This window comes from Aliterella sp. E5.1, assembly GCF_057473825.1.
Window position 1 is genome coordinate 76,761 of record NZ_JBYCCV010000005.1, and the last position, 19,976, is coordinate 96,736.

Below are 19,976 nucleotides of genomic sequence, written 5' to 3' on the forward strand. Positions count from 1 at the left end.
ACTGACTCTATTTTGCAATGAATCCGGCAGCAGTTGCCACTAAAAACGCAAAATCTTGATTTTCTGCTCGTTCTCCAAGGCTGATAAAATTAAACTCGCTTTCCAAAGTTATCAAGGTTGGGAGTAAGTAATGTTATTCAAATTACGGCAACAGCCGAGTTTATGGTTGGTTGCTAAAGTAGCAAGTATTTTTTTTGTTTGTTGTCTGATATTTATCCTCCATCGCTACTACACCTTTTACGCCTCTTTCGATCAAGGTATTTTTAATCAGGTATTTTGGAACGGCACTCACGGGCGAATGTTTCAAAGTTCGCTTTCTTCTAGCCTTTCTACCAATGTCGTCCACAATGGCAAAGTTCCAGAGGTGTTTTATCACCGTTTGGGGCAACACTTTACCCCCGCTTTACTACTTTGGCTACCGCTTTACTATTTATTTCCTTCTCCAGCTAGTTTATCGATTTTACAAGTAATTTTAGTTACGGCGGCGGGGTTAGTTCTCTATGCTTTGGCAAGGCACTATTTAGAAGCGCCCTTAGCTGCAATGATTTCTATCAGCTTTTATGCGGCTAATGCTGTAATTGGTCCTACTCTGACCAATTTTCACGATCTAAGTCAGATTCCCTTATTTGTATTTGGGTTGCTGCTGGCAATGGAAAAGCGCAAATGGCGGTTATTTTGGCTACTTGCAGTGTTAATTTTAGCTGTGCGCGAAGATAGCGGAGTAGTGCTATTTAGTATTGGCTTTTATTTAATTGCAAGTAAACGCTACCCCCGGCTTGGTTTAGCTGTTTGTACTGTTAGCTTGGGGTATATGCTGGTGCTGACTAATGCGATCATGCCGTTATTTTCTGATGATATTTCGCGGCGTTTTATGATCGAACGCTTTGGACACTTTACCGACAAAGAAGAAGCGACTACTTTAGATATTATTTGGGCAATTGTCAGTAAACCTGGACAATTGATAATCCAGTTATTTTCACCCTTTGCAACCAAAGTTAAATATTTACTTGGTCATTGGCTGCCTTTAGCTTTTGTACCTGCTATTTCGGGCGCAGCTTGGCTAGTGGCGGGGTTTCCTTTGCTGCAAATATTCTTACAGCAAGGAGAATCAAGGTTAGCAATTACAATTCGCTATGCTTTGACGGTCGTTCCGGGAATATTTTACGGCACAATCCTTTGGTACGCTCGTCACCCCAAACAATTTAAGCCGTCATTTCAGCGTTTTTGGACTGCTTGTATTTGTTTATCCTTAATATTTACGCTGACATCAAACCCTAGTCGAACTTTTTACTTTCTGATTCCCGATTCAATTCAACCTTTGGTATACGTGTCTTTGCCTCAGCAGTGGCATCATGTCTCCCAAGTGCGTCGTCTACTGGCGCAAATTCCTACTGACGCTAGTGTATCGGCAACGACTTATCTTGTGCCTCACCTTTCTAGCCGCCGCGAAATTCTTAGGTTTCCGGCGCTGCAATTGCGTAACGATGCGCGGGAAGTTATTAGCGTAGATTATGCGATCGCCGATCTTTGGCAATTGCAACAGTATCAAGCGGCTTTTAAAGGCGATCGCCAGTTACTCTTAGATAGTGTTAAGCTAATCGACCAACTTGGCAACAATCGCCAATACGGAATTATTGATTTTGCTGAGGGTGTAGTATTGCTAAAAAAAGGCGTTTTAGCTTCCGAAAGGGCTACGGCTGCATGGGTTGCCTACCAAAACCAACTCAAGGCGATCGTTGGGTCCTAAGCTTTAGTATTAATTAAAGCCTAAAAAAAATTCAGTAATTATACATACTTAAGTTCTTGTTCTTATCGCTTTAAATCAATATATATTTAGAAGTATTTACAGGTTTTTGGTCGATGAAGATTTTGGTACTGACTTGGGAGTTTCCACCGCGAATTGTGGGCGGAATTGCCCGCCACGTAGCTGAGTTGTATCCAGAAATTGTCAAGTTAGGACATGATGTTCACTTAATTACCGTAGAATTTGGCGCAGCGCCAATGTACGAAGTAGTTGACGGAGTGAAGGTACATCGCGTCAGCGTTGCGGCAAGTAACGACTTTTTCCACTGGATAGTCAATTTAAACGAGAGCATGGGCAGTCATGGCGCTAAATTGATGCTAGAAGAAGGTGCTTTCGATCTAATTCACGCTCACGATTGGCTAGTTGGCGATGCGGCGATTTCGCTCAAACACAATTTTAAAGTGCCACTAATTGCTACTATTCACGCGACAGAATTTGGGCGCTACAATGGGCTTTACAATGCCGACCATTATTACATTTGCGGCAAAGAAAGGTTGCTCGCTTACAATGCTTGGCGGGTAATTGTTTGTACTGAATATATGCGCCATGAGGTAGAAAGAGCCTTGCAGAGTTTTGGGGACAAAGTAGATGTGATTTATAACGGGATTAGAGCCGAAAAAAAGCAGCATCAAACAGATTTCGACTTTTGGAATTTTCGCCGTTACTTTGCCAGCGATCGCGAAAAAATAGTCTACTATGTCGGGCGCATGACTCATGAAAAAGGCATTTCGGTGTTGATAAACGCCGCTCCCAAAATCGCTGCTGAAATGGGTGGTTATGTCAAATTTGTAATTATTGGTGGCGGAAACACTGATAACTTAAAACGCCAAGCTTGGGATTTAGGCGTTTGGGACAAGTTTTATTTCACAGGTTTCATGTCTGATGAAGCCCTAGACAAATTCCAAACTGTAGCTGATTGCGCGGTTTTTCCGAGTTTGTACGAACCCTTTGGGATTGTAGCACTGGAAAGTTTTGCTGCCCGCGTCCCGGTGGTGGTTTCTGATACGGGAGGTTTACCGGAAGTCGTACAGCATACAAAGACAGGTGTAGTTACTTATACAGGCAATGCGGATTCTTTAGCTTGGGGAATATTGCAAGTATTAAAAAATCCTGGTTATGGGCAGTGGTTGATAGATAATGCTTATCAAGACTTGGAGAAACGTTTTAGCTGGAACAAACTCGCGCAGCAGACAGTTAACGTCTACGATCGCGTGTTGCAAGAAAAATCGCAAGTTGCTTGGTAAAATTTTCAGCTAAACAGGGGAAGTTTGCCGCCGCAGACTAGAAATAGTCGCAGTTACGTGTTGAGCTACTTGCTCAATTTCTGAAGTGGTAGTAAAACGGCCCATCCCAAACCTTACCGAGGCATAAGCTAATTTTTCTGAGTGTCCAAGCGCCGTCAAAACATGAGATGGAGCCATGGTTGTACTAGAGCAAGCAGCACCGGAGGAAACTGCCATTACTGGCTGCAACCCTAACAGCAAAGCTGCTCCATCTACACCTTCTACACTAATATTTAAGTTGCCTGGTAATCGTTGGGTGGGATGACCGTTGAGATGGATTCCTTCTAACTTACTTAGCTGTTGCCATAAGTTTTGTCTTAAATCCGTCAAACGTTTAGACTCTGTTTCCATTTCGGCTAGAGCAATTTCTACAGCTTTAGCAAATCCGACAATCTGCGGCGGATACAACGTCCCCGATCGCCTAGAACGCTCGTGTCCGCCTCCATGTAACTGCGCCGAGATCTGAACTCTAGGGTTGCGCCGCCGGACGTACAAAGCACCTATACCTTTCGCTCCGTAGACTTTATGAGCCGTCATTGATAGCAAGTCAATGTTCATTTCCTCTACATTTAGAGGTATTTTACCGATCGCCTGCGCCGCATCTGTATGCAGCAAAACCCCCGCCGCGCGACAAATTGCGCCAATTTCTGCCAATGGCTGCCAAACGCCAATTTCATTATTAGCTGCCATTACCGATACTAAAATCGTCTCTGGACGCAAAGCTTGCTGGAGAACGTTGAGATCGATTAGTCCGTCTGGCTGCACGGGCAAAATAGTAATTTCAAACCCAAGACTTCGTAAGTAATTGCAAGGATCTAGTACGGCGCTATGCTCGGTTCGTAAGGTAATGATATGCCGCCCCTTACTAAAATAAGCTTCGGCAATCCCCTTAATGGCTAAATTATTTGCTTCTGTTGCCCCACTTGTAAATACTATTTCTTCTGGCGACGCGCCAATAGCACCAGCTAAGGTATTTCTTGCTTGTTTAACCCCAGCTTCCGCTTCCCAGCCGTAAATGTGACCGCTACTTGATGGGTTACCAAAATACTCTGTAAAGTAGGGCAGCATGGCAGCTAATACCCGTTCGTCAACAGGTGTTGTGGCGTGACAATCTAAATAAATAGGACGAGTATTCAAAGTTTTTGCTTTATTTTAACAAAGTGCGATCGCCAGTATGCTTCTTTATTCAAGCCCTATGACTTGAAGTCCATTATCTCAACCAAGCGATATAGATCATTCAACCAGAGGATAGATACGGTTAAAACAACGATAATCTAAACTGTAAAAAAAATAAGTAATTAATCATTTTTAGTTTATCCGGATGTTAATGTTGTCTTGTCGCCCCTATACATTGCGCGTTCTTGTAGTTGACGATCACGAACTAACTCGTTTTAGTCTCAAATTAGCTCTTAGCGGGCAAGAAAATATCGAGCTAGTCGGTGTTGCCAGCAACGGACAAGAAGCGATAGAAATGGTAGAACGCTACCACCCCAACGTCATTGTTCTCGATTTGCAAATGCCTGTAATGGATGGCTGGAGTGCTTCTAGCCGGATCAAGAATATAGATTCATCTATTCAAATTATTGCTTATTCTTCTTTAGAAAATCCCAAATTTCTGGAAACAAGCAATATTAGTTCTCTCGATGCTTTTTGCAAAAAAGACACCCCTACTTTAGAGCTAGTCAAATTAGTTAGAGAAGTAGGCAAAAAAACAGAAAATAATTAGATGAAGTGCATAATCAAAAAAAATCACGCTGAGTAGTTAGATTAAGTAACTGTCAGCGTGAAATTTTTAGTAAGCTTCTCCAGGAAAAGTCCGCTTAAACTCATCAAGCAAGTCGTCCATTTCCTCTAAAGCTTGATTGACATCAATTCTCAGGCTGCCCAAATTTGGCTGTTCTAGTAAAGTTAGCAATTCTTCGCGCTTGGTTCTAACTAAAGCAACTCTCTCAATCAGGGTTTGGGTATCCATTGCGTTTATTTCCAGTAATTAATATCCTCATTTTATAAGCTGTTTGCGGTTTGCTGCCTACTTAAATAGCAGTAGTTAGCCACCTTGGATAAGCAAAAGAATCTTTAGCCTGTAAAGAAGACGCATTGTAGTGTTGAAAAACTTTATTAGCGACAACATGCAAATTATCTGTAGATGCACCAAAAGCTTCTAAAGCAATACTCCACCAATCATTGCTACCAATACTAAGGTGAGTTAGTTCTACATTACATCCTTGGTCAAGGGTGGCATTAAGCGGCACATCTTGCACCATTTGCTCTAAAACTTGATACTTGTGCTGTTGTCGTACCTTAGAAACTTTCACCCAATGGGATTTATCGATGACACTTTGGAGTTGAAAGTTCTTAGCTGTCGAGTCTTCACAAATCCATTTATCCCACGCTTCCAACTTACCCTCTACTTTTGGCGCAATACTTACTATACCGAGTTCAGCTTTGCGCCATTTAATTTCTAATCGCCCTTGACGCAGTTTTATACCCATATAGTCGCAATCTGAGGCTATATAAAGGTAAATATCTTCACGCTTTTCTGGTGGTTCTAAAACCTTACCTAAATATTCTGCCCTAAACCAGGCAGAAACTGCTTCCGGCAACTTGCCAGGATAAAACCAGCGTAATTCGGTACTTGATAGCATAGGTATTTTTGATTGACAAATGCGATCGCACAGTTCTTTATACTAATGAGGCAATTAAAATACGCCTGTTGGCGTGTAAGCCCAAAATCCTATTCCAAATGTTGAAAAAAATTGCCGCTTTTTTGCTAGTTATAGCAGTTACTTTTAATTTAACAAGTTGTGCCACCGCCGGGGCAGGACTCAAAAGCTATGTAGATGCTGTCCGTGGCTACGAGTTTTTGTATCCCAACGGCTGGTTGCCAGTAAAAGTTTCTAATGGTGCAGATGTTGTTTTCCACGATTTGATTGAAATTAGCGAAAATGTATCTGTAGTAGTAAGCCCAGTTGCAGATGGTAAAACCCTAGCAGAACTTGGAACTCCAAGCGAAGTTGGCTACAAATTGAGTAAAAGCGCGATCGCACCTCCTGATTCTGGGCGTGAGGCGGAACTTGTCAACGCAGCTTCGCGGGAGGTAAAAGGCAAAAAATACTACCTTTTGGAGTACGCTGTCAAACTCCCCAATCAACAAGAACGCCATAATTTAGCTAGTGTCGCTGTTAGTCGCGGCAAACTTTATACTTTCAACGCTTCTGCGCCCGAAAGACGTTGGCAAAAAGTTAAAAACCAGTTTGAATCGATTGTTGATTCTTTCTTAGTTTATTAGTATGCGTTTACCCCAGTTTGTACTTGCTTCCGCTTCTCCCGCCCGTCGCCGCTTGCTGCAAATTGCTGGAATTGACCCCGTAGTAAGTGTAAGCAATTTTGATGAGTCGCAAATTCAAAGAAGCGATCCGCGTCAATTGGTAGAAATTCTTGCCAAGTGCAAAGCCGAAAGAGTTGCGGGACAATTTGAGTCGGCTTTGATTTTGGGTTGCGATTCAGTATTGCTAGTAGACGACGAGATTCACGGGAAACCCGCAAACCCGTCTGAAGCGATCGCCCGGTGGCAAAAAATGCGTGGTAAAGTCGGCGAACTCTATACGGGTCATGCTTTGATTGACTTAGCACAAAATCGGACGATTAGCCGCCCGCAAATGACGCAAGTGCATTTTGCTCAAATAAGCGATCACGTAATTGCCAAATATGTAGCTACGGGCGAACCGCTCAAATGTGCCGGGGCTTTTGCTTTGGAAGGTTATGGCAGCTTGTTTATAGACAAAATTGTTGGCTGCCATACTAATGTTATTGGCTTGAGTATGCCCTTACTGCGGCAAATGCTAGAACAGTTAGATTATGATGTGACGGATTTTTGGCAAGCTACTTAGGTAGGATAAAAATCACGGGCATCTAATACCGTTTCTCCATGATTTGGAACCCATGCCACCCACTTGTCTTCGCCCAAATCGCACAGTAGCAATGCTTCGTCATAACTATATTCGCTGGGCAACTTTAGTAAGTGTACCCAGGTATCAGGCGAGTGCGTTAAGTTGCAGCTAGTTTTATTTGACCAGTCAATTTGCCCTACAGGTAAAATACAAAAGTTTGGCTGGTAGTAATTTACTTGCATCGTTTCTTCCTTTTGCACAACTAACTTATTCTTTCTGTATTCTATGTTACAGATATTTAAAGCTGTACCGCCACAAGTGTTGAATAACTTTACTTAGTGCCGTAATTTTAAAAAACAGATATGTCATCAAAATCTTCACTGCGATCGCAACAACACCCTTTAATTTGCCAGTTAGCCGATGTAATTGAAGCTAGTTGGCACAAATACTTAGATTTGTCACCTTATCCCATACCTGCGGAGTTAGGCTATGTAGAAGGGAAGCTAGAAGGGGAAAAGCTAGTAATTGAAAACTTATGCTACCAAACTCCCCAGTTTCGCAAGCTGCACTTGGAACTCGCTAAAGTCGGGACAATGCTTGATATATTGCATTGCGTGATGTTTCCGCGCCCCGAATACGCCTTACCAATGTTTGGTTGCGACTTAGTAGGAGGCAGGGGACAAATTAGCGCCGCGATCGCTGATTTATCGCCTCTGAATGCCGAACGCGTAACTACACCTGACTACAGCACCTCAATTAAAGCCTTACCTAGCCTCGATTTTAGTAATAGCCGCGAGTTGCCTGAGTGGGGAAATATTTTTTCGGAGTTTTGTATTTTTGTCCGCCCAGGTTCGCCCGAAGAAGAAGCAATGTTTTTGCAGCGAGTAGAGGCATTTTTAGCTATTCATTGCCAAAATGCGATCGCTTCAGTACCTCAAAGTGGCGAAAAAAGAGCCGAAATTGTTGCCGCGCAGCATTATTACTGTACTAAACAGCAGCAAAATGATAAAACCCGCAGAGTCCTAGAAAAAGCTTTTGGTAGCGATTGGGCAGAACATTATATGACTACAGTTTTGTTTGACTTGCCTGATAGTTAGTAAGTGCGACCTAAAACGTCAAAATTAAATGTTAAAATATAATGTAAACCCTTGCTGTGCTTAAGTTTCAATTATGTTTGAAAAATTAACAGTTAAAAACTTTGCTGGTATCAAAGAGTTAGAGATTGAGATCAAGCGAGTAAATATATTAATTGGACCTCAAGCGAGTGGTAAAAGTGTTTGCGCTAAACTTCTTTTTTATTTTAAGAGCTTTGTATGGGAAATTTTATCGATTGTAGAGAACGAGCAAACAAAACGCAATCTAGATTTAAACTATTCCAAAACCTTTGAGGAATACTTTCCTCCAGATTCTTGGGGAAAACAAGATTTTTTCATTAAGTATGAGATTTCCAATGTTTTTATAGAAGTTAGTAAAAACCAGGATACTAAAGGTAAAATTTCTCTTAGCTACTCAGATTTATTCAAAAAACAACTTACAGAGCTACGCAATTTACTTAAAAAAACAACCGATAAAAAATCTGAAAAAAACCCTACAGATTATGACTCTGATAGATTGTACTTAATAAAAGAACACCAAGTTTTAAGAGAACACCTGGTAAATTTTTTAGAAAAATCTATAGGTCGAGAGGCTACCTTCAGTCAGCTTTTTATTCCTGCTGGGCGCTCGTTTTTTGCTAATCTTCAAAATAACATTTTTTCCTTTCTTTCAAGCAATAATGCCCTAGATCCATTTTTAAGAGAGTTTGGTTCAACATATGAAAGTATAAAACGTCTGCGTTTAAGCTCTAGAGTTAGACCGGAGAACAAAGACAAGAAAGGTATACAAGAGGAAATAAACAGACTAATAGAGAAGTCTTTATGTGGTAAGCACATACACGAAAAAGGAAAAGATTTTCTAGAGGTTGCAGATGGAAGACGTATTAGTGTTGCAAACTCATCTTCCGGTCAACAGGAAACATTGCCTCTTACAATTATGCTGGCTGCACTACCTTTTCTAGCTTCTCCTCGTGCTGGACGGACAGTTTATATAGAGGAGCCAGAAGCGCATTTATTTCCAAGCGCACAGCGTAATGTAGTTGAATTGATCGCCACTGTATTTAACTATCGCAAGGAGCAACTTCAATTTTTCATAACTACCCATAGTCCATATGTTCTAACAGCAGTTAATAACTTACTCCAAGCTGGTCTTCTTTATGCAGAGTCCGGTGAAGATATACACCAGCAATTAGAAAATATTGTATCTAAATACAAATCCCTAGATATTTCCGATCTCTCAGCCTATGTTTTGATGGATGGAAAATGCAGTAGTATTGTTTGTCCTGATACGGGGTTGATCGATGCAAAAGTGATCGATTCTGTTTCTGATGACTTAGCTATTGAATTTGATAGGCTCTTGAACTTAGTTTAAATCGTATATGAAAAGTCTTCCGACGTGTGAGGAACATTTAACTCACACAAAGATTGTATTGCAAGAGAACAAGAGTAAAATAATTTTTTTAAACCCGAATCAAGCCAACATATTAAAGATCAGGGTTGATGGCTGCGTTATTAGTGATAATGACACTTTGCGTTGCGATTACGCACTTATTCCTTCTAATGGAGTAGAAATATATGTAGAGTTAAAGGGAAGCGATATTGCTCATGCCGTTAAACAAATAGAATCAACTATTGAATTACTTTCGGCAGCACCTCAGCAGATAAAGAAGTTATGTTTTATTGTGTCTACCCGTGTGCCTAAACAAACAACAAATGTACAACAGTTACAAAGTAAGTTTAAGAAAAAATTTAATGCTAGTTTCCGAATTAAAAATATTCAAGATGAATATGACTTAAGTAATTGTATAAGCTAAATCTTCTATTGAGAAGCACGCTGTTTAGGGAGCTAACGTAATCTTAAACAATCAAAATGCAATCGAATTTAAAAATGAGTTGCTTGTATTCTGTTCTTCAATCGCAGCTTTGAAAATATTATTAGATGAACAACAATAAATATGCAATATTTAATTTATCAGTAATAGGCTACTTTGCCTGTGGATAATCAGCACAGGTTGCATTCTAAATTGTGAGATGTAAAGTTTTTAATCTATAGCGATCGCCCTCATTTATTCATCCAGACTTACTTTATGGAAAATAGTCTACGCCAAGGACAACTCATAAAATGGAAGGACGATCGCGGCTTTGGCTTTATTCAACCTGCTGATGGCAGTCAAGAAGTTTTTTTACACGTCTCGCAAATTAAAGATGCCACTCGCCGTCCACAACTAAACGACACAATTTACTACCATACCGTAGTTGAAAAAGATGGCAAAATTCGTGCTGACAATGCCTTTATTCTAGGAGCAAGAAATAAGCCAGCTTCTAAATTTTCTTTAGGCGGTACTACATCTTCCTTTCCAGTAGTGGAAGTATTGCTGCTGTCAATTCTGCCTTTAGCTGGTTCAATTGATTTTGCTGGGAAAACTTCAAATCTACTTCCGCTTATTCTCTATCCTGTAATGAGTCTAATAACTTTTGCTTTATACGCTGACGATAAGTCTCGTGCAAAGCGAGGGAGCAGGAGGATTCCAGAACAAACGCTACACCTGTGCGAATTGGCGGGCGGATGGCTGGGTGAATTTATCGCTCAAAGAAGATTTCGTCACAAAACCATCAAGAAGTCATATCAGGTTGCATTCTGGGCGATCGTTTCAACTCACATGGTGTTTTGGCTAAATTGGTTTTTCCTAGCTAGGCGTTGAGCAAAGGGTTTCTTGGGTAGTAGTTTTAGTTAGTAGGCGATCGCGACAAACTAAAAAATATGCACTATTTATCGGTAATAAATTCCTTTGGTTGCAGATACTTAGCATAAGTTGTATTTTTAAACTTGGGGTGTAACGTTTTTAAATCATAGAGAAGCGATCGCCATGTCTAGAACGATCGAACAACCAACACGAAAAGCAGAATCAGATTTAAGACCCAAAAATCGTTGGCGGATAGGTTTAGCTATAGCTGCCGCGATCGCTCTTGGGGCTGTAGCTTTTAATCGATTGCAGCCAAAGCAAGCCACAACACAGTCTGTAGCAATCCCTGCACCTGTAATTGAATCGGCGATCGCCCTAGGACGATTGGAGCCTCAAGGAGAAGTGATTAAGGTGTCTGCCCCAAGCTCGGCTCAAGGGATGGGAGCGCGAGTTGATAAATTATTGGTCAAAGAAGGGCAATTAGTTAACGTCGGACAAGTAATAGCTATTTTAGACAATCGCAATCGCACGGGGGCGGCTTTAGACGGAGCTAAACAACAAGTAGAAGTTGCCCGTGCTAATTTAGCTAAAGTAAAAGCTGGAGCGCAAATAGGCGAAATCCAAGCTGGACAAGCAACAATTGCGCGTTTGCAAGCTCAATTAAGTGGTGAAATTAAAGCTAACGATGCCACTATTGCCCGTTTGGAAGCCGAACTCCAAGGACAAAATGAAACGCTCACATCAACCGTAGCGCGTACCGAAGCGGAGCAACGCAACGCTCAAAGCGATCTGCAACGCTATCAAGATTTATATAAAAATGGGGCTATTTCTGCCCAAGAATTAGAACGAAGACGATTGAGCGCGGTAACAACTACCGAACAAGTCAACGAAAGCCAAGCCACCCGCCGAGAAAAAACAGGAACAATCCAACAGCAGCTTATTGAAGCAAGAGCAAACAGAGAACGAGTAATTGCTACTTTAGCTCAACAAATTAATGAAGCAAGAGCAAATTTGAACAAAATTGCTGAAATTCGCCCAGTAGATGTGCAGATTGCTCAAGCTGAAGTCAATAGCGCGATGTCTGGGGTAAAGCAAGCACAAGCAGAATTAGCTTTGACTTATGTTACTGCGCCCCAAACTGGTGAAGTGATGAAAATTCATACGAGATCCGGAGAAACTATTAGTAATAATGGCATTCTTGAATTGGGTAAAACTGATTCAATGGTAGTAGTTGCGGAAGTGCTAGAAGAAGATATTAATAAAATTCGTCCTGGACAAAAAGCTGCTATTACTAGCGATAATCGCGCTTTTAGTGGCGAACTAAAGGGTACTGTTTCAGAAGTTGGTAGACTAATTGGTAAACAAAATGTAATTGATAACGATCCATCAGCGGATGTAGATGCGAGAGTTATTGAAGTTAAAATTAAGCTCGATTCTCAATCTAGTCGCAAAGTTTCTGGTTTAACTAATGCCAAAGTTATTGCGGCAATCAAAATTTAATTTTATATAAATAATGTTTAAAAAAATTCCTCTAGCATGGCTGCAATTAACTAGAGAAAAACCTCGGCTTTTGATTGCTCTATCGGGAATTGCTTTTGCCGATATTCTCATGTTTATGCAACTTGGGTTTAGAGAAGCATTATTTAATTCTAATGTGCGGCTGCACGATAGTTTGGATGCAGATATTGTATTGATTAATCCTCAATCTGATGCTTTACTGTCAATGGAATCCTTTTCCCAAAGGCGTTTGTATCAAGCATTAGGAGTGCAATCTGTAAAATCTGTGCATCCGATATATTTAGACTTTACTGCCTGGAAAAATCCGCAAACTCGCAAGCTGCGCACTATTCAAGTAATTGGTATAAACCCCAAAGATAGATTACTTGCTTTACCTGGAGTTGAAGAAAAATTAGACCTAGTTAAAGTACCTGATGTAGTATTATTCGATCGCGGATCTAGACCAGAATTCGGCGAAATTGTTACAGATTTTAATCAAGGAAAAGTAGTTACAACCGAAGTAGCAGGTAGACGAATTAAAGTCGGCGGGATGTTTGAATTAGGTGCATCTTTTGCAGCAGATGGAAACCTAATTACTAGCGATCGCAATTTTTTACGCTTGTTTGCAGATAAAAGGCAGCGCGGATTAATTGACATCGGGTTAATAAAACTAAAACCTGGAGCCGATGCAGCCATAGTTAAAGAGCAATTAGTCAGCTATTTAGCCAAAGATATCAAAATTTTAACTAAACAAGAATACATTGACTTTGAAAAAGCTTACTGGTCGAGTAGTACCCCGATTGGGTTTATTTTTACATTAGGGACAATTATCGGCTTTATTGTGGGAACGGTAATTGTTTACCAAATTCTTTATAGTGAAGTCTCCGACCACTTGCCAGAATACGCAACTTTAAAAGCAATGGGCTATACGCAAAAATACTTGCTATTTGTAGTATTTCAAGAAGCTTTAATCTTAGCAATTTTGGGCTATATACCAGGATTTGGGTTGGCAGTGTTCCAGTACGCTATGGCAAAAAATGCGACATTGCTACCCATAGTGATGACAGCAAGACGAGCAATAACTGTGATAATTTTAACTATAATTATGTGTTGTGTTTCAGGAGCGATCGCCGTCCGCAAACTCCAAGCTGCCGATCCGGCGGATATATTTTAGTTAACAGGAGCTAAGAAGTATGGTAGAACCTGTAATTGCCATTGAAAATCTCAATCATTATTACGGGAAAGGAAACCTCAAAAAGCAAGTTTTGTTTGATATCAATCTCAGCATAAATGCTGGGGAAATTGTGATCATGACAGGTCCCTCTGGCTCTGGTAAAACTACGCTACTTAGCCTAATTGGTTGCTTGCGCTCTGTCCAGGAAGGCAATTTAAAACTTTTAGATCGGCAACTGCATGGCTCTAAAGAAGGTGAATTAGTGCAAATGCGGCGACAAATTGGCTATATTTTTCAAGCTCATAATTTACTGGGATTTTTGAGTGCTAAGCAAAATGTGCAGATGTCAATTGAACTCAACGATCGCATTTCCAAGCAACAAGCCGAATCCAAATCTGAAGAAATGTTGCAAGCAGTCGGTTTGAGTGATCGCATCAACTATTACCCAGACAACCTTTCGGGCGGACAAAAACAACGCATTGCGATCGCTCGTGCTTTGGTAAATCATCCCAAACTTGTCTTAGCAGACGAGCCTACCGCCGCTTTGGACAAAAAATCTGGGCGCGATGTGGTGGAAATTATGCAGCGCCTCGCCAAAGAGCAAGGCTCGACTATTTTGATGGTGACTCACGACAACCGCATTTTGGATATAGCCGATCGCATTGTCGATATGGAAGATGGTTATTTGAAGCGCAATGCCGATCTTAGTGCTTCTTCTAGCTAACTACACTTGCTTTAGTAGTTCATTTGTACTATTGTGGTGCAAGAATGTATTTGCAAGTATAGGAGCCGTTTGATTGTGAACGAATTTATTGCCACAGGTACAGAAATAACATCGCACCTTAGCCCTATAGAACCATTGCAACCCCAGTTGAATCGAGAGAAGCCCCAAAAAGTGGGTAGCGGCTGGCAAAAACTATTAGTCAATGCAGAAAAAGTTAACCAATTATCCGCCCAATTAGAAGAAGCGTTATTTGCCTTAAAAGTTACCGCCAGCGAAATCAAAGGCGACCAAAACACCCGTCCAATATCAAATAGAATATTTCAGCATAAATTAATAGTTATTCCCTGCATCCATTACAAAAGACCTGGGGTAATCGTTGTAACCACAAGAAAAGTAGACCTGTTTCAGCAAGAGCGAGAAGCATTGCAACTAGCGCAGATGCTCCGCAGACGCACAGGCAGAAGATTAAAACGACCGATTCCAACTACACTATCAAAGTCGTCAAATCTCAATCAAAGTCAGAACTTTGTGCGTCAATTATTTGTAACATGGCAAAAACTAAATCTAGCTATTGGTCGAAAACCAGCTATTCGCGATTACCCAAGGGGTAGCGCCAAAGGCGATCGCACAACCAGAGTCAATAAAGCTATTAGTTGCTAGCTGGGAAAATTATTAGTCATTCAATAATTACTTATGGTTGGTGAGTAATTGATTTGTTAGTAGGTTGGTAAAAAGATATTGCTCCTCGTTGCCATAAAACTGCAATAGTTACCTGCTTGAAAAGCCAGTACAAAATAGCGATGACGATAAAAGTAATAAAAACGATTGCTAAGGGAATTTTACCAATTAAGTCTTCTATTACCGTATTGACTAAGGCATCTGGCTTAGTAATCAAATCCCAACTATTGTAACGGGGAAATCTGCCCAAATAAATACCAACAGAACATAAAGCGTGAATAAATAACTCCATAGCCAAAATCCATTTACTCAAGCCAATGCGTTGCAAATAATAACCTACATTGATTAACGAGACAACGTAAGACTCAAACCCAGAGAGAATAAATAATAAATGTAAAGGAAAAACTATTAAAGTAACTACCCATACAGAATTGACATCGCGGACATCATTAATAAGATGAATAATATCAGTCAAAATGTAAGGTGCGTTGGGTAAAAAAGCAATGAAAACCACAAACCCCAACCACCAAACAAAAGAACGCGATCGCCCGCGACGAAATAACCAAAAACTTAAACCAAGAGGAATAAAAGCTAGAAATAGATTCCAGATAATTCGCTCTATATTCCGGCTTAAAATCCACTTGAGCGTTCTTAATAAAGTAATTACTATTTCTCTCATCAAAAATTTTCCCAAAGACCAAGCGAGTGTAGTATCAAGTACAGACTTTCAACTAACCAGTATAACTACGACTTAGTAAGAGTTCGGAATGTTCAAGTTTGATGTTTAAGTTTTTTGAAGACAAGCTCTATTTGTCACTAATAACGAAAATATCCTCCCCAACTTACCCAAGGTAAGAATGGAGAGGATAAAAATTCTAGTTATTTGGTTGATTTAGTTGAAATAGCTCATTTCTGCTTCTAACTGCCGAACTAGCTTGTCATCTCCGTTGGCTCTAGCAACTTGTAGGCGATGCTCTAAACTTCTTTGAATATTTACGCGGTGGGCATCGGAAGCTTGCTTGGCAGCTTGTGGTTTATTTCTATTCATGACTTTTACTTATCTGTTTTATTAGTTTTTTATTTGTTAATCCTAACCTAACACCTTTTTCGTAACAATGGCTACAGAAACTCCTAAAATATTCCTTAAGAAGCCAATATCTACCGCAGGACAGAGCAATGTCTCAACATCAAATTTTGACTTTACTTAGCGATTTTGGTTTGAGCGACGTGTATGTAGGGGTAATGAAAGGAGAAATTGCCAAGATTAACTCGCACTTAACCGTCATAGATTTGACCCATGAAATTCCCGCCCAAAATATTGCAGCAGCTAGGTTTTGTTTGATGAATGCTTATGCTTATTTTCCCCAGGGTAGCGTTCATGTAGCGGTGGTCGATCCAGGTGTAGGTAGTAACAGGCGATCGCTGGCTATTGAATTTGCTCAAGGCTTTTTAGTTGGTCCAGACAATGGCATATTTAGTGGCGTACTAGCTCATAGCCCGGCAATTGCTGCCGTTGAACTGACTAGCCCCCAGTATTGGCGCTCCTCTCAACCTAGCAATACATTCCACGGTAGAGATATTTTTGCGCCCGTAGGAGCGCATTTAGCTAGTGGTGTTCCGATCGCTCAGTTGGGCAAAAAGGTAGATATAGATACTTTGGTGCAGCTAAATATACAAAATGTAACGGTGACAAGTACAGGGATTACAGGCTGCATTCAATACATCGATCGGTTTGGCAATTTAATTACAAATATTCCCGGTACAACCGTAGAAAACAAAACTTGGATTGTATTAGTTAAGGAGCTAACTATTCCAGGATGTAAGACTTATAGAGATGTTGTCCCGGGAAAAATACTCGCGTTGACTGGTAGCCATGGCTATATAGAAATTGCCGTAGCCAATGGCAACGCTCAAAAGCAATTACAGTTAGCATGGGGTGCAACGGTGCAAGTAGAGGTTTGAAGCGTCTATAAATGACGTTGGGCAACTTTCCAGTAACGGGAAAAGCTTTTGAGGTCAATGTAGCCCTCATACTCAAAAAACGGCTCTACAGGTAGCGCGCTTATTGGTAGATGAGATGCAATTTTTTGGCAAATATCCTCAAATCGAGGGCTAGGGCTAATTGCCGTGACAACAGCATTGCGATCGCCTTGTTGGGCAAAACTAACTACTTCGGTTGCCACATCGCCGCGTCGAATTACAACAGGTAGCTCTAATAAGCATTCGTAAATAAATTTTATCCGTTTGAGACTTAGCTGCCACTCATCGATTAAAGCATCATCCCATACCCAAATTGCCGGAGCATCGGGGTACATTTTCAAGCCGGGATTAGCGGGACTCAAACAGTCTCCATGCACCCAAATTATTGGTTGAATCATAATTATCAAGACCTCGATCATTGGCGGTCTTTACGGTGTTTTTGGGGAGTAGCTTGATAAAACTCTGCTTGGGGAAACAATTGATTTTGTAGTTGTTCGTAGCTTCCTTCAAAGTCGCAGTTACCGTACAAGGGACATTGACGGCAATAAACTCCTTCAGTATGGCGCTCTAAATTTTCGCGGTTAAAAAAGTACGGCTTTTGGCTAAACGTGCTAGCAACCCATTGCCACGAAAGATTATTACTAGCCGGGTCGCCATCTAATAAGTGTTGCAAAAACCAGACTGCGCCTGCTTGCCAACGAATAGAGCGCCAATGCACTATGTAAGCTGCTAGCCACAATCGGGCGTGATTGTGTAAATATCCAGTTTCACGCAACTGGCGGCTAAAACTATCAATGCAAATGAGATTCGTTGTTCCCCTAGCAATGTCATCAGGTAATACTTCTGCATAGTTTTTGGCAGTAGAACCAGTTTTATAAGGCTGCAAGTCGAGCCAAATATCATTACCAAGCTGGGTGTAAAGCCGTTGCCAATAGTCGCGCCACCCTAATTCATTTATCAGCTTACTTGCTTCTTCTTTTTGCTGTACTTGCTGCAAAACATAGTCCCGTATTTCTGCTAAACCTAGCACCCCGTAGCGGATGTAAGGTGATAATCGGGTTACTGCACCAGTTAGGAAGTTGCGCGAACTAGCATATTGGGATGGATTTACTTGCGCTAAAAGTTCTTGGGCGGCTTTGCATCCACCTACAGTTTTACTAATATGGTTATCTCGTGCTGTCGCTGTGGGAAATTGTGCTTGGAGATAAGCTACTAATTCCTCTGGATTAGCAAATTCCCGGCGCATATCTTTATTCATCAATAGTAAAGTGTTTCCTGTTAGTACCTATAACTATTGTGAACTACTACAATTGTTGAGCCAAGTTGAGTAAAAACATTGCCGAATTTTTATTGCTTCTAACTTTGTAATTCAATCGTTGGGTAGTTGGTTAGACTACAAAGCAGATGATATAGATTTTGTAGAGGTGCGTAAACCCAATCTGAATTTGCAGCAGTGCTATTGTAAAACTTTTAATGATGACAACGCTAAACGGGCGGTATCAAGTTATTCAGGTTCTAGGACATGGTGGGTTTGGCGAAACCTTCCTAGCTGAGGATACTTATTTGCCCTCCCGCCGTCGCTGTGTAATTAAGCAGCTAAAGTTAGTAAGCAACCTGCAAGTAAATCAAGCGGGACAACAAAAGTTTCAACAAGAGCGATTTGGGCGGGAAGCAGCGACTTTAGAGAAACTAGGAGAAGGTAACGACCAAATTCCTAAGCTTTTCGCCTATTTTGCCGAAAATGAGCAGTTTTATTTGATTCAAGAGTGGATTCAAGGACCGACTTTGACTGATGTGGTCACGGCTCAAGAAAGCATGAGCGAATCTGATGTTAAAAATATTTTAGTAAGTCTGTTATCTGTACTCGCCTACGTTCATAGTGGCGGTATTATTCATCGCGACATCAAACCAGATAATATTATTTTACGTAACTCAAATAATCAACCAGTTTTGATTGATTTTGGTGCAGTTAAAGAAACTGTAGCAACAGTAATTAATGCCCAAGGAAAAAGCGATCGCTCGATTGTAGTTGGTACGCCCGGTTTTATGGCTCCAGAGCAAGCTGCGGGTAGACCAATTTATGCCAGCGATCTTTATAGCTTGGGCTTGACAGCGATTTATATGCTTACAGGCAAGCATCCCCAACAGTTGGAATTAGACTCGGAAACGGGCGAGATTTTGTGGCACAAGTACCGCCCAAATATGAGTCCTGAGCTAACTGCCGTACTCGATCGCGCGATTAAATATCATCCACGCGATCGCTACACTACTGCCCAAAAAATGCTAGAAGCATTGCAAGTAATTAGCGTGCCTAGGCAACAAACCTTGGCAACTGTTGCCGTAGCACCCGCCGCTAGTCAGTCTCCTACGGTGTTTTCACCTGCTAAAAATGTAGTAGAAAGTGAAAGATTTGGTAGGCAAAGAAATTTATTAGTTGGTGGTTTGCTGGCAACGGGGTTAGTTGGAATTGGGGCTATGTTTAGTTTTGGGCAAAACCAAGTACCCAATTCTTCTGATTCGGCAGCACCAATTACATCACCAGCGCCTAATTCTAGCGTGACAGGAGGCGATCGCGTTTCTGTTCAGGAGATTTCGCCGAGTTCTTCCCCGTCCCCAACACCCGTTGCGACTCCCCAACAAAAGGTTTCACCTAGTTCCTCTCCGTCTCCCACCGCAGAAAATGAAGTTGCGCCTCCTAGTCCTTCCACTACACCAATTAATCAAACCCGATCTAAAGTAATTGGTTTCCCGCCGGGGACTTCAGAAAGTAAGGTAAAAGCAGCTTTAGGCAACCCAAAAAGAAATACTAGAGGTATTTGGGGCAATACTCGCGCCGTTATTTACGAATTAGATCCAGAGCGGATTACTTTAGGCTACTTGTACGATCGCAATTCTGGGCAAATTCGCCAAACAGAAGTAGCTTTTGCTCAATCGGTGGAATATGAAGTTATGCAAGCAACCTTACAAGGAATGCTAGGCGAGAACTATTTGGACACTATTAATAGTGGTTTGCAACAAGTGCGGTCGCGCCAAACTAATAGCTATTCGTTTAATACAGGCAACTTAAAAGGCACGATCGAAAGAAACGAACGCGATCGCATTTATATTGGTGTTTGGGAAGCCGATTTGCATTAATAGTAAAGGAGCCTAAACTAGCAGTAGTTTAGG

At 41.1% G+C, this 19,976-nt stretch carries 23 protein-coding genes; 15 read left to right on the plus strand and 8 right to left on the minus strand.

Annotated elements, in window-relative coordinates; translation table 11 throughout:
- Positions 1-130 precede the first annotated feature (130 nt).
- Both AC2VE5_RS03530 and AC2VE5_RS03535 read left to right on the plus strand, forming a co-directional pair.
- Complete coding sequence (locus AC2VE5_RS03530; protein ID WP_486886396.1) at positions 131-1,747, plus strand: DUF2079 domain-containing protein; 1,617 nt, start codon at positions 131-133, stop codon at positions 1,745-1,747.
- Between the two features lie 113 nt (positions 1,748-1,860).
- A complete protein-coding gene (locus AC2VE5_RS03535; RefSeq protein WP_486886397.1) occupies positions 1,861-3,048 on the plus strand; it encodes a glycosyltransferase family 4 protein in 1,188 nt (395 codons plus the stop codon).
- Positions 3,049-3,057: 9 nt separating this feature from the next.
- Here the strand turns inward: AC2VE5_RS03535 and AC2VE5_RS03540 are convergent, their stop codons facing one another.
- On the minus strand, positions 3,058-4,224 hold the full coding sequence (locus AC2VE5_RS03540; protein ID WP_486886398.1) for a cysteine desulfurase family protein: 1,167 nt from the start codon (positions 4,222-4,224) through the stop codon (positions 3,058-3,060).
- 184 nt (positions 4,225-4,408) lie between these two features.
- Here AC2VE5_RS03540 and AC2VE5_RS03545 point away from each other — a divergent pair, with 184 nt between their 5' ends.
- Positions 4,409-4,813, plus strand: a complete 405-nt coding sequence (locus AC2VE5_RS03545; protein WP_486886399.1) for a response regulator — start codon at positions 4,409-4,411, stop codon at positions 4,811-4,813.
- Positions 4,814-4,879: 66 nt separating this feature from the next.
- Here AC2VE5_RS03545 and AC2VE5_RS03550 read toward each other — a convergent pair whose 3' ends face one another.
- On the minus strand, positions 4,880-5,059 hold the full coding sequence (locus tag AC2VE5_RS03550) for a hypothetical protein (protein WP_486886400.1): 180 nt from the start codon (positions 5,057-5,059) through the stop codon (positions 4,880-4,882).
- Between the two features lie 61 nt (positions 5,060-5,120).
- Positions 5,121-5,732 (minus strand): hypothetical protein, encoded by a 612-nt coding sequence (locus tag AC2VE5_RS03555; RefSeq protein ID WP_486886401.1) that lies wholly within the window; start codon positions 5,730-5,732, stop codon positions 5,121-5,123.
- 98 nt (positions 5,733-5,830) lie between these two features.
- On the opposite strand from AC2VE5_RS03555, the gene psbP reads away from it, so the two are divergent.
- Both psbP and AC2VE5_RS03565 read left to right on the plus strand, forming a co-directional pair.
- Positions 5,831-6,376, plus strand: a complete 546-nt coding sequence (gene psbP, locus AC2VE5_RS03560; protein WP_486886402.1) for a photosystem II reaction center PsbP — start codon at positions 5,831-5,833, stop codon at positions 6,374-6,376.
- Position 6,377: 1 nt separating this feature from the next.
- Complete coding sequence (locus AC2VE5_RS03565; protein WP_486886403.1) at positions 6,378-6,977, plus strand: nucleoside triphosphate pyrophosphatase; 600 nt, start codon at positions 6,378-6,380, stop codon at positions 6,975-6,977.
- Here AC2VE5_RS03565 and AC2VE5_RS03570 read toward each other — a convergent pair.
- Positions 6,974-7,237 (minus strand): hypothetical protein, encoded by a 264-nt coding sequence (locus AC2VE5_RS03570; RefSeq protein ID WP_486886404.1) that lies wholly within the window; start codon positions 7,235-7,237, stop codon positions 6,974-6,976. The genes AC2VE5_RS03565 and AC2VE5_RS03570 overlap by 4 nt on opposite strands.
- Before the next feature lie 102 nt (positions 7,238-7,339).
- On the opposite strand from AC2VE5_RS03570, the gene AC2VE5_RS03575 reads away from it, so the two are divergent.
- The 8 genes from AC2VE5_RS03575 to AC2VE5_RS03610 all read left to right on the plus strand — a co-directional run bounded on the left by AC2VE5_RS03575 (position 7,340) and on the right by AC2VE5_RS03610 (position 14,810).
- Positions 7,340-8,074, plus strand: coding sequence for a phycocyanobilin:ferredoxin oxidoreductase (locus AC2VE5_RS03575; protein WP_486886405.1), 735 nt, complete (start codon positions 7,340-7,342; stop codon positions 8,072-8,074).
- A 73-nt stretch (positions 8,075-8,147) separates the two neighbouring features.
- Positions 8,148-9,443: an AAA family ATPase gene (locus AC2VE5_RS03580; protein ID WP_486886406.1), complete on the plus strand. Its 1,296-nt coding sequence runs from the start codon at positions 8,148-8,150 to the stop codon at positions 9,441-9,443.
- Between the two features lie 7 nt (positions 9,444-9,450).
- Positions 9,451-9,885 carry a hypothetical protein gene (locus tag AC2VE5_RS03585; protein ID WP_486886407.1) on the plus strand — a complete coding sequence of 145 codons (435 nt, stop codon included), beginning with the start codon at positions 9,451-9,453 and terminating at the stop codon, positions 9,883-9,885.
- Positions 9,886-10,158: 273 nt separating this feature from the next.
- A complete protein-coding gene (locus tag AC2VE5_RS03590; RefSeq protein ID WP_486886408.1) occupies positions 10,159-10,773 on the plus strand; it encodes a DUF1294 domain-containing protein in 615 nt (204 codons plus the stop codon).
- 165 nt (positions 10,774-10,938) lie between these two features.
- Entirely contained in the window at positions 10,939-12,255 is a 1,317-nt protein-coding gene (locus AC2VE5_RS03595; RefSeq protein ID WP_486886409.1) for an ABC exporter membrane fusion protein, read from the plus strand.
- Between the two features lie 13 nt (positions 12,256-12,268).
- Complete coding sequence (gene devC / locus AC2VE5_RS03600) at positions 12,269-13,426, plus strand: ABC transporter permease DevC (RefSeq protein WP_486886410.1); 1,158 nt, start codon at positions 12,269-12,271, stop codon at positions 13,424-13,426.
- A gap of 19 nt (positions 13,427-13,445) precedes the next feature.
- Complete coding sequence (locus tag AC2VE5_RS03605) at positions 13,446-14,150, plus strand: DevA family ABC transporter ATP-binding protein (protein ID WP_486886411.1); 705 nt, start codon at positions 13,446-13,448, stop codon at positions 14,148-14,150.
- Positions 14,151-14,225: 75 nt separating this feature from the next.
- The gene (locus AC2VE5_RS03610; protein WP_486886412.1) at positions 14,226-14,810 is read left to right on the plus strand and encodes a hypothetical protein; all 585 of its coding nucleotides are present in this window, start codon (positions 14,226-14,228) and stop codon (positions 14,808-14,810) included.
- Between the two features lie 31 nt (positions 14,811-14,841).
- Here the strand turns inward: AC2VE5_RS03610 and AC2VE5_RS03615 are convergent, their stop codons facing one another.
- Together AC2VE5_RS03615 and pirA are read right to left on the minus strand one after the other, a co-directional pair.
- Positions 14,842-15,507, minus strand: coding sequence for a DUF1361 domain-containing protein (locus AC2VE5_RS03615; protein ID WP_486886413.1), 666 nt, complete (start codon positions 15,505-15,507; stop codon positions 14,842-14,844).
- Positions 15,508-15,720: 213 nt separating this feature from the next.
- Positions 15,721-15,876: an arginine synthesis PII-interacting regulator PirA gene (gene pirA, locus AC2VE5_RS03620; RefSeq protein WP_486886414.1), complete on the minus strand. Its 156-nt coding sequence runs from the start codon at positions 15,874-15,876 to the stop codon at positions 15,721-15,723.
- A gap of 128 nt (positions 15,877-16,004) precedes the next feature.
- On the opposite strand from pirA, the gene AC2VE5_RS03625 reads away from it, so the two are divergent.
- Entirely contained in the window at positions 16,005-16,790 is a 786-nt protein-coding gene (locus AC2VE5_RS03625) for an SAM hydrolase/SAM-dependent halogenase family protein (protein WP_486886415.1), read from the plus strand.
- Between the two features lie 5 nt (positions 16,791-16,795).
- On the opposite strand, the gene AC2VE5_RS03630 is transcribed toward AC2VE5_RS03625, so the two are convergent.
- A complete protein-coding gene (locus AC2VE5_RS03630) occupies positions 16,796-17,206 on the minus strand; it encodes a hypothetical protein (RefSeq protein WP_486886416.1) in 411 nt (136 codons plus the stop codon).
- Positions 17,207-17,223: 17 nt separating this feature from the next.
- Positions 17,224-18,066 carry an FAD-binding domain-containing protein gene (locus AC2VE5_RS03635; RefSeq protein ID WP_486886417.1) on the minus strand — a complete coding sequence of 281 codons (843 nt, stop codon included), beginning with the start codon at positions 18,064-18,066 and terminating at the stop codon, positions 17,224-17,226.
- 215 nt (positions 18,067-18,281) lie between these two features.
- On the opposite strand from AC2VE5_RS03635, the gene AC2VE5_RS03640 reads away from it, so the two are divergent.
- A complete protein-coding gene (locus AC2VE5_RS03640) occupies positions 18,282-19,943 on the plus strand; it encodes a protein kinase domain-containing protein (RefSeq protein WP_486886418.1) in 1,662 nt (553 codons plus the stop codon).
- Positions 19,944-19,976 lie beyond the last annotated feature (33 nt).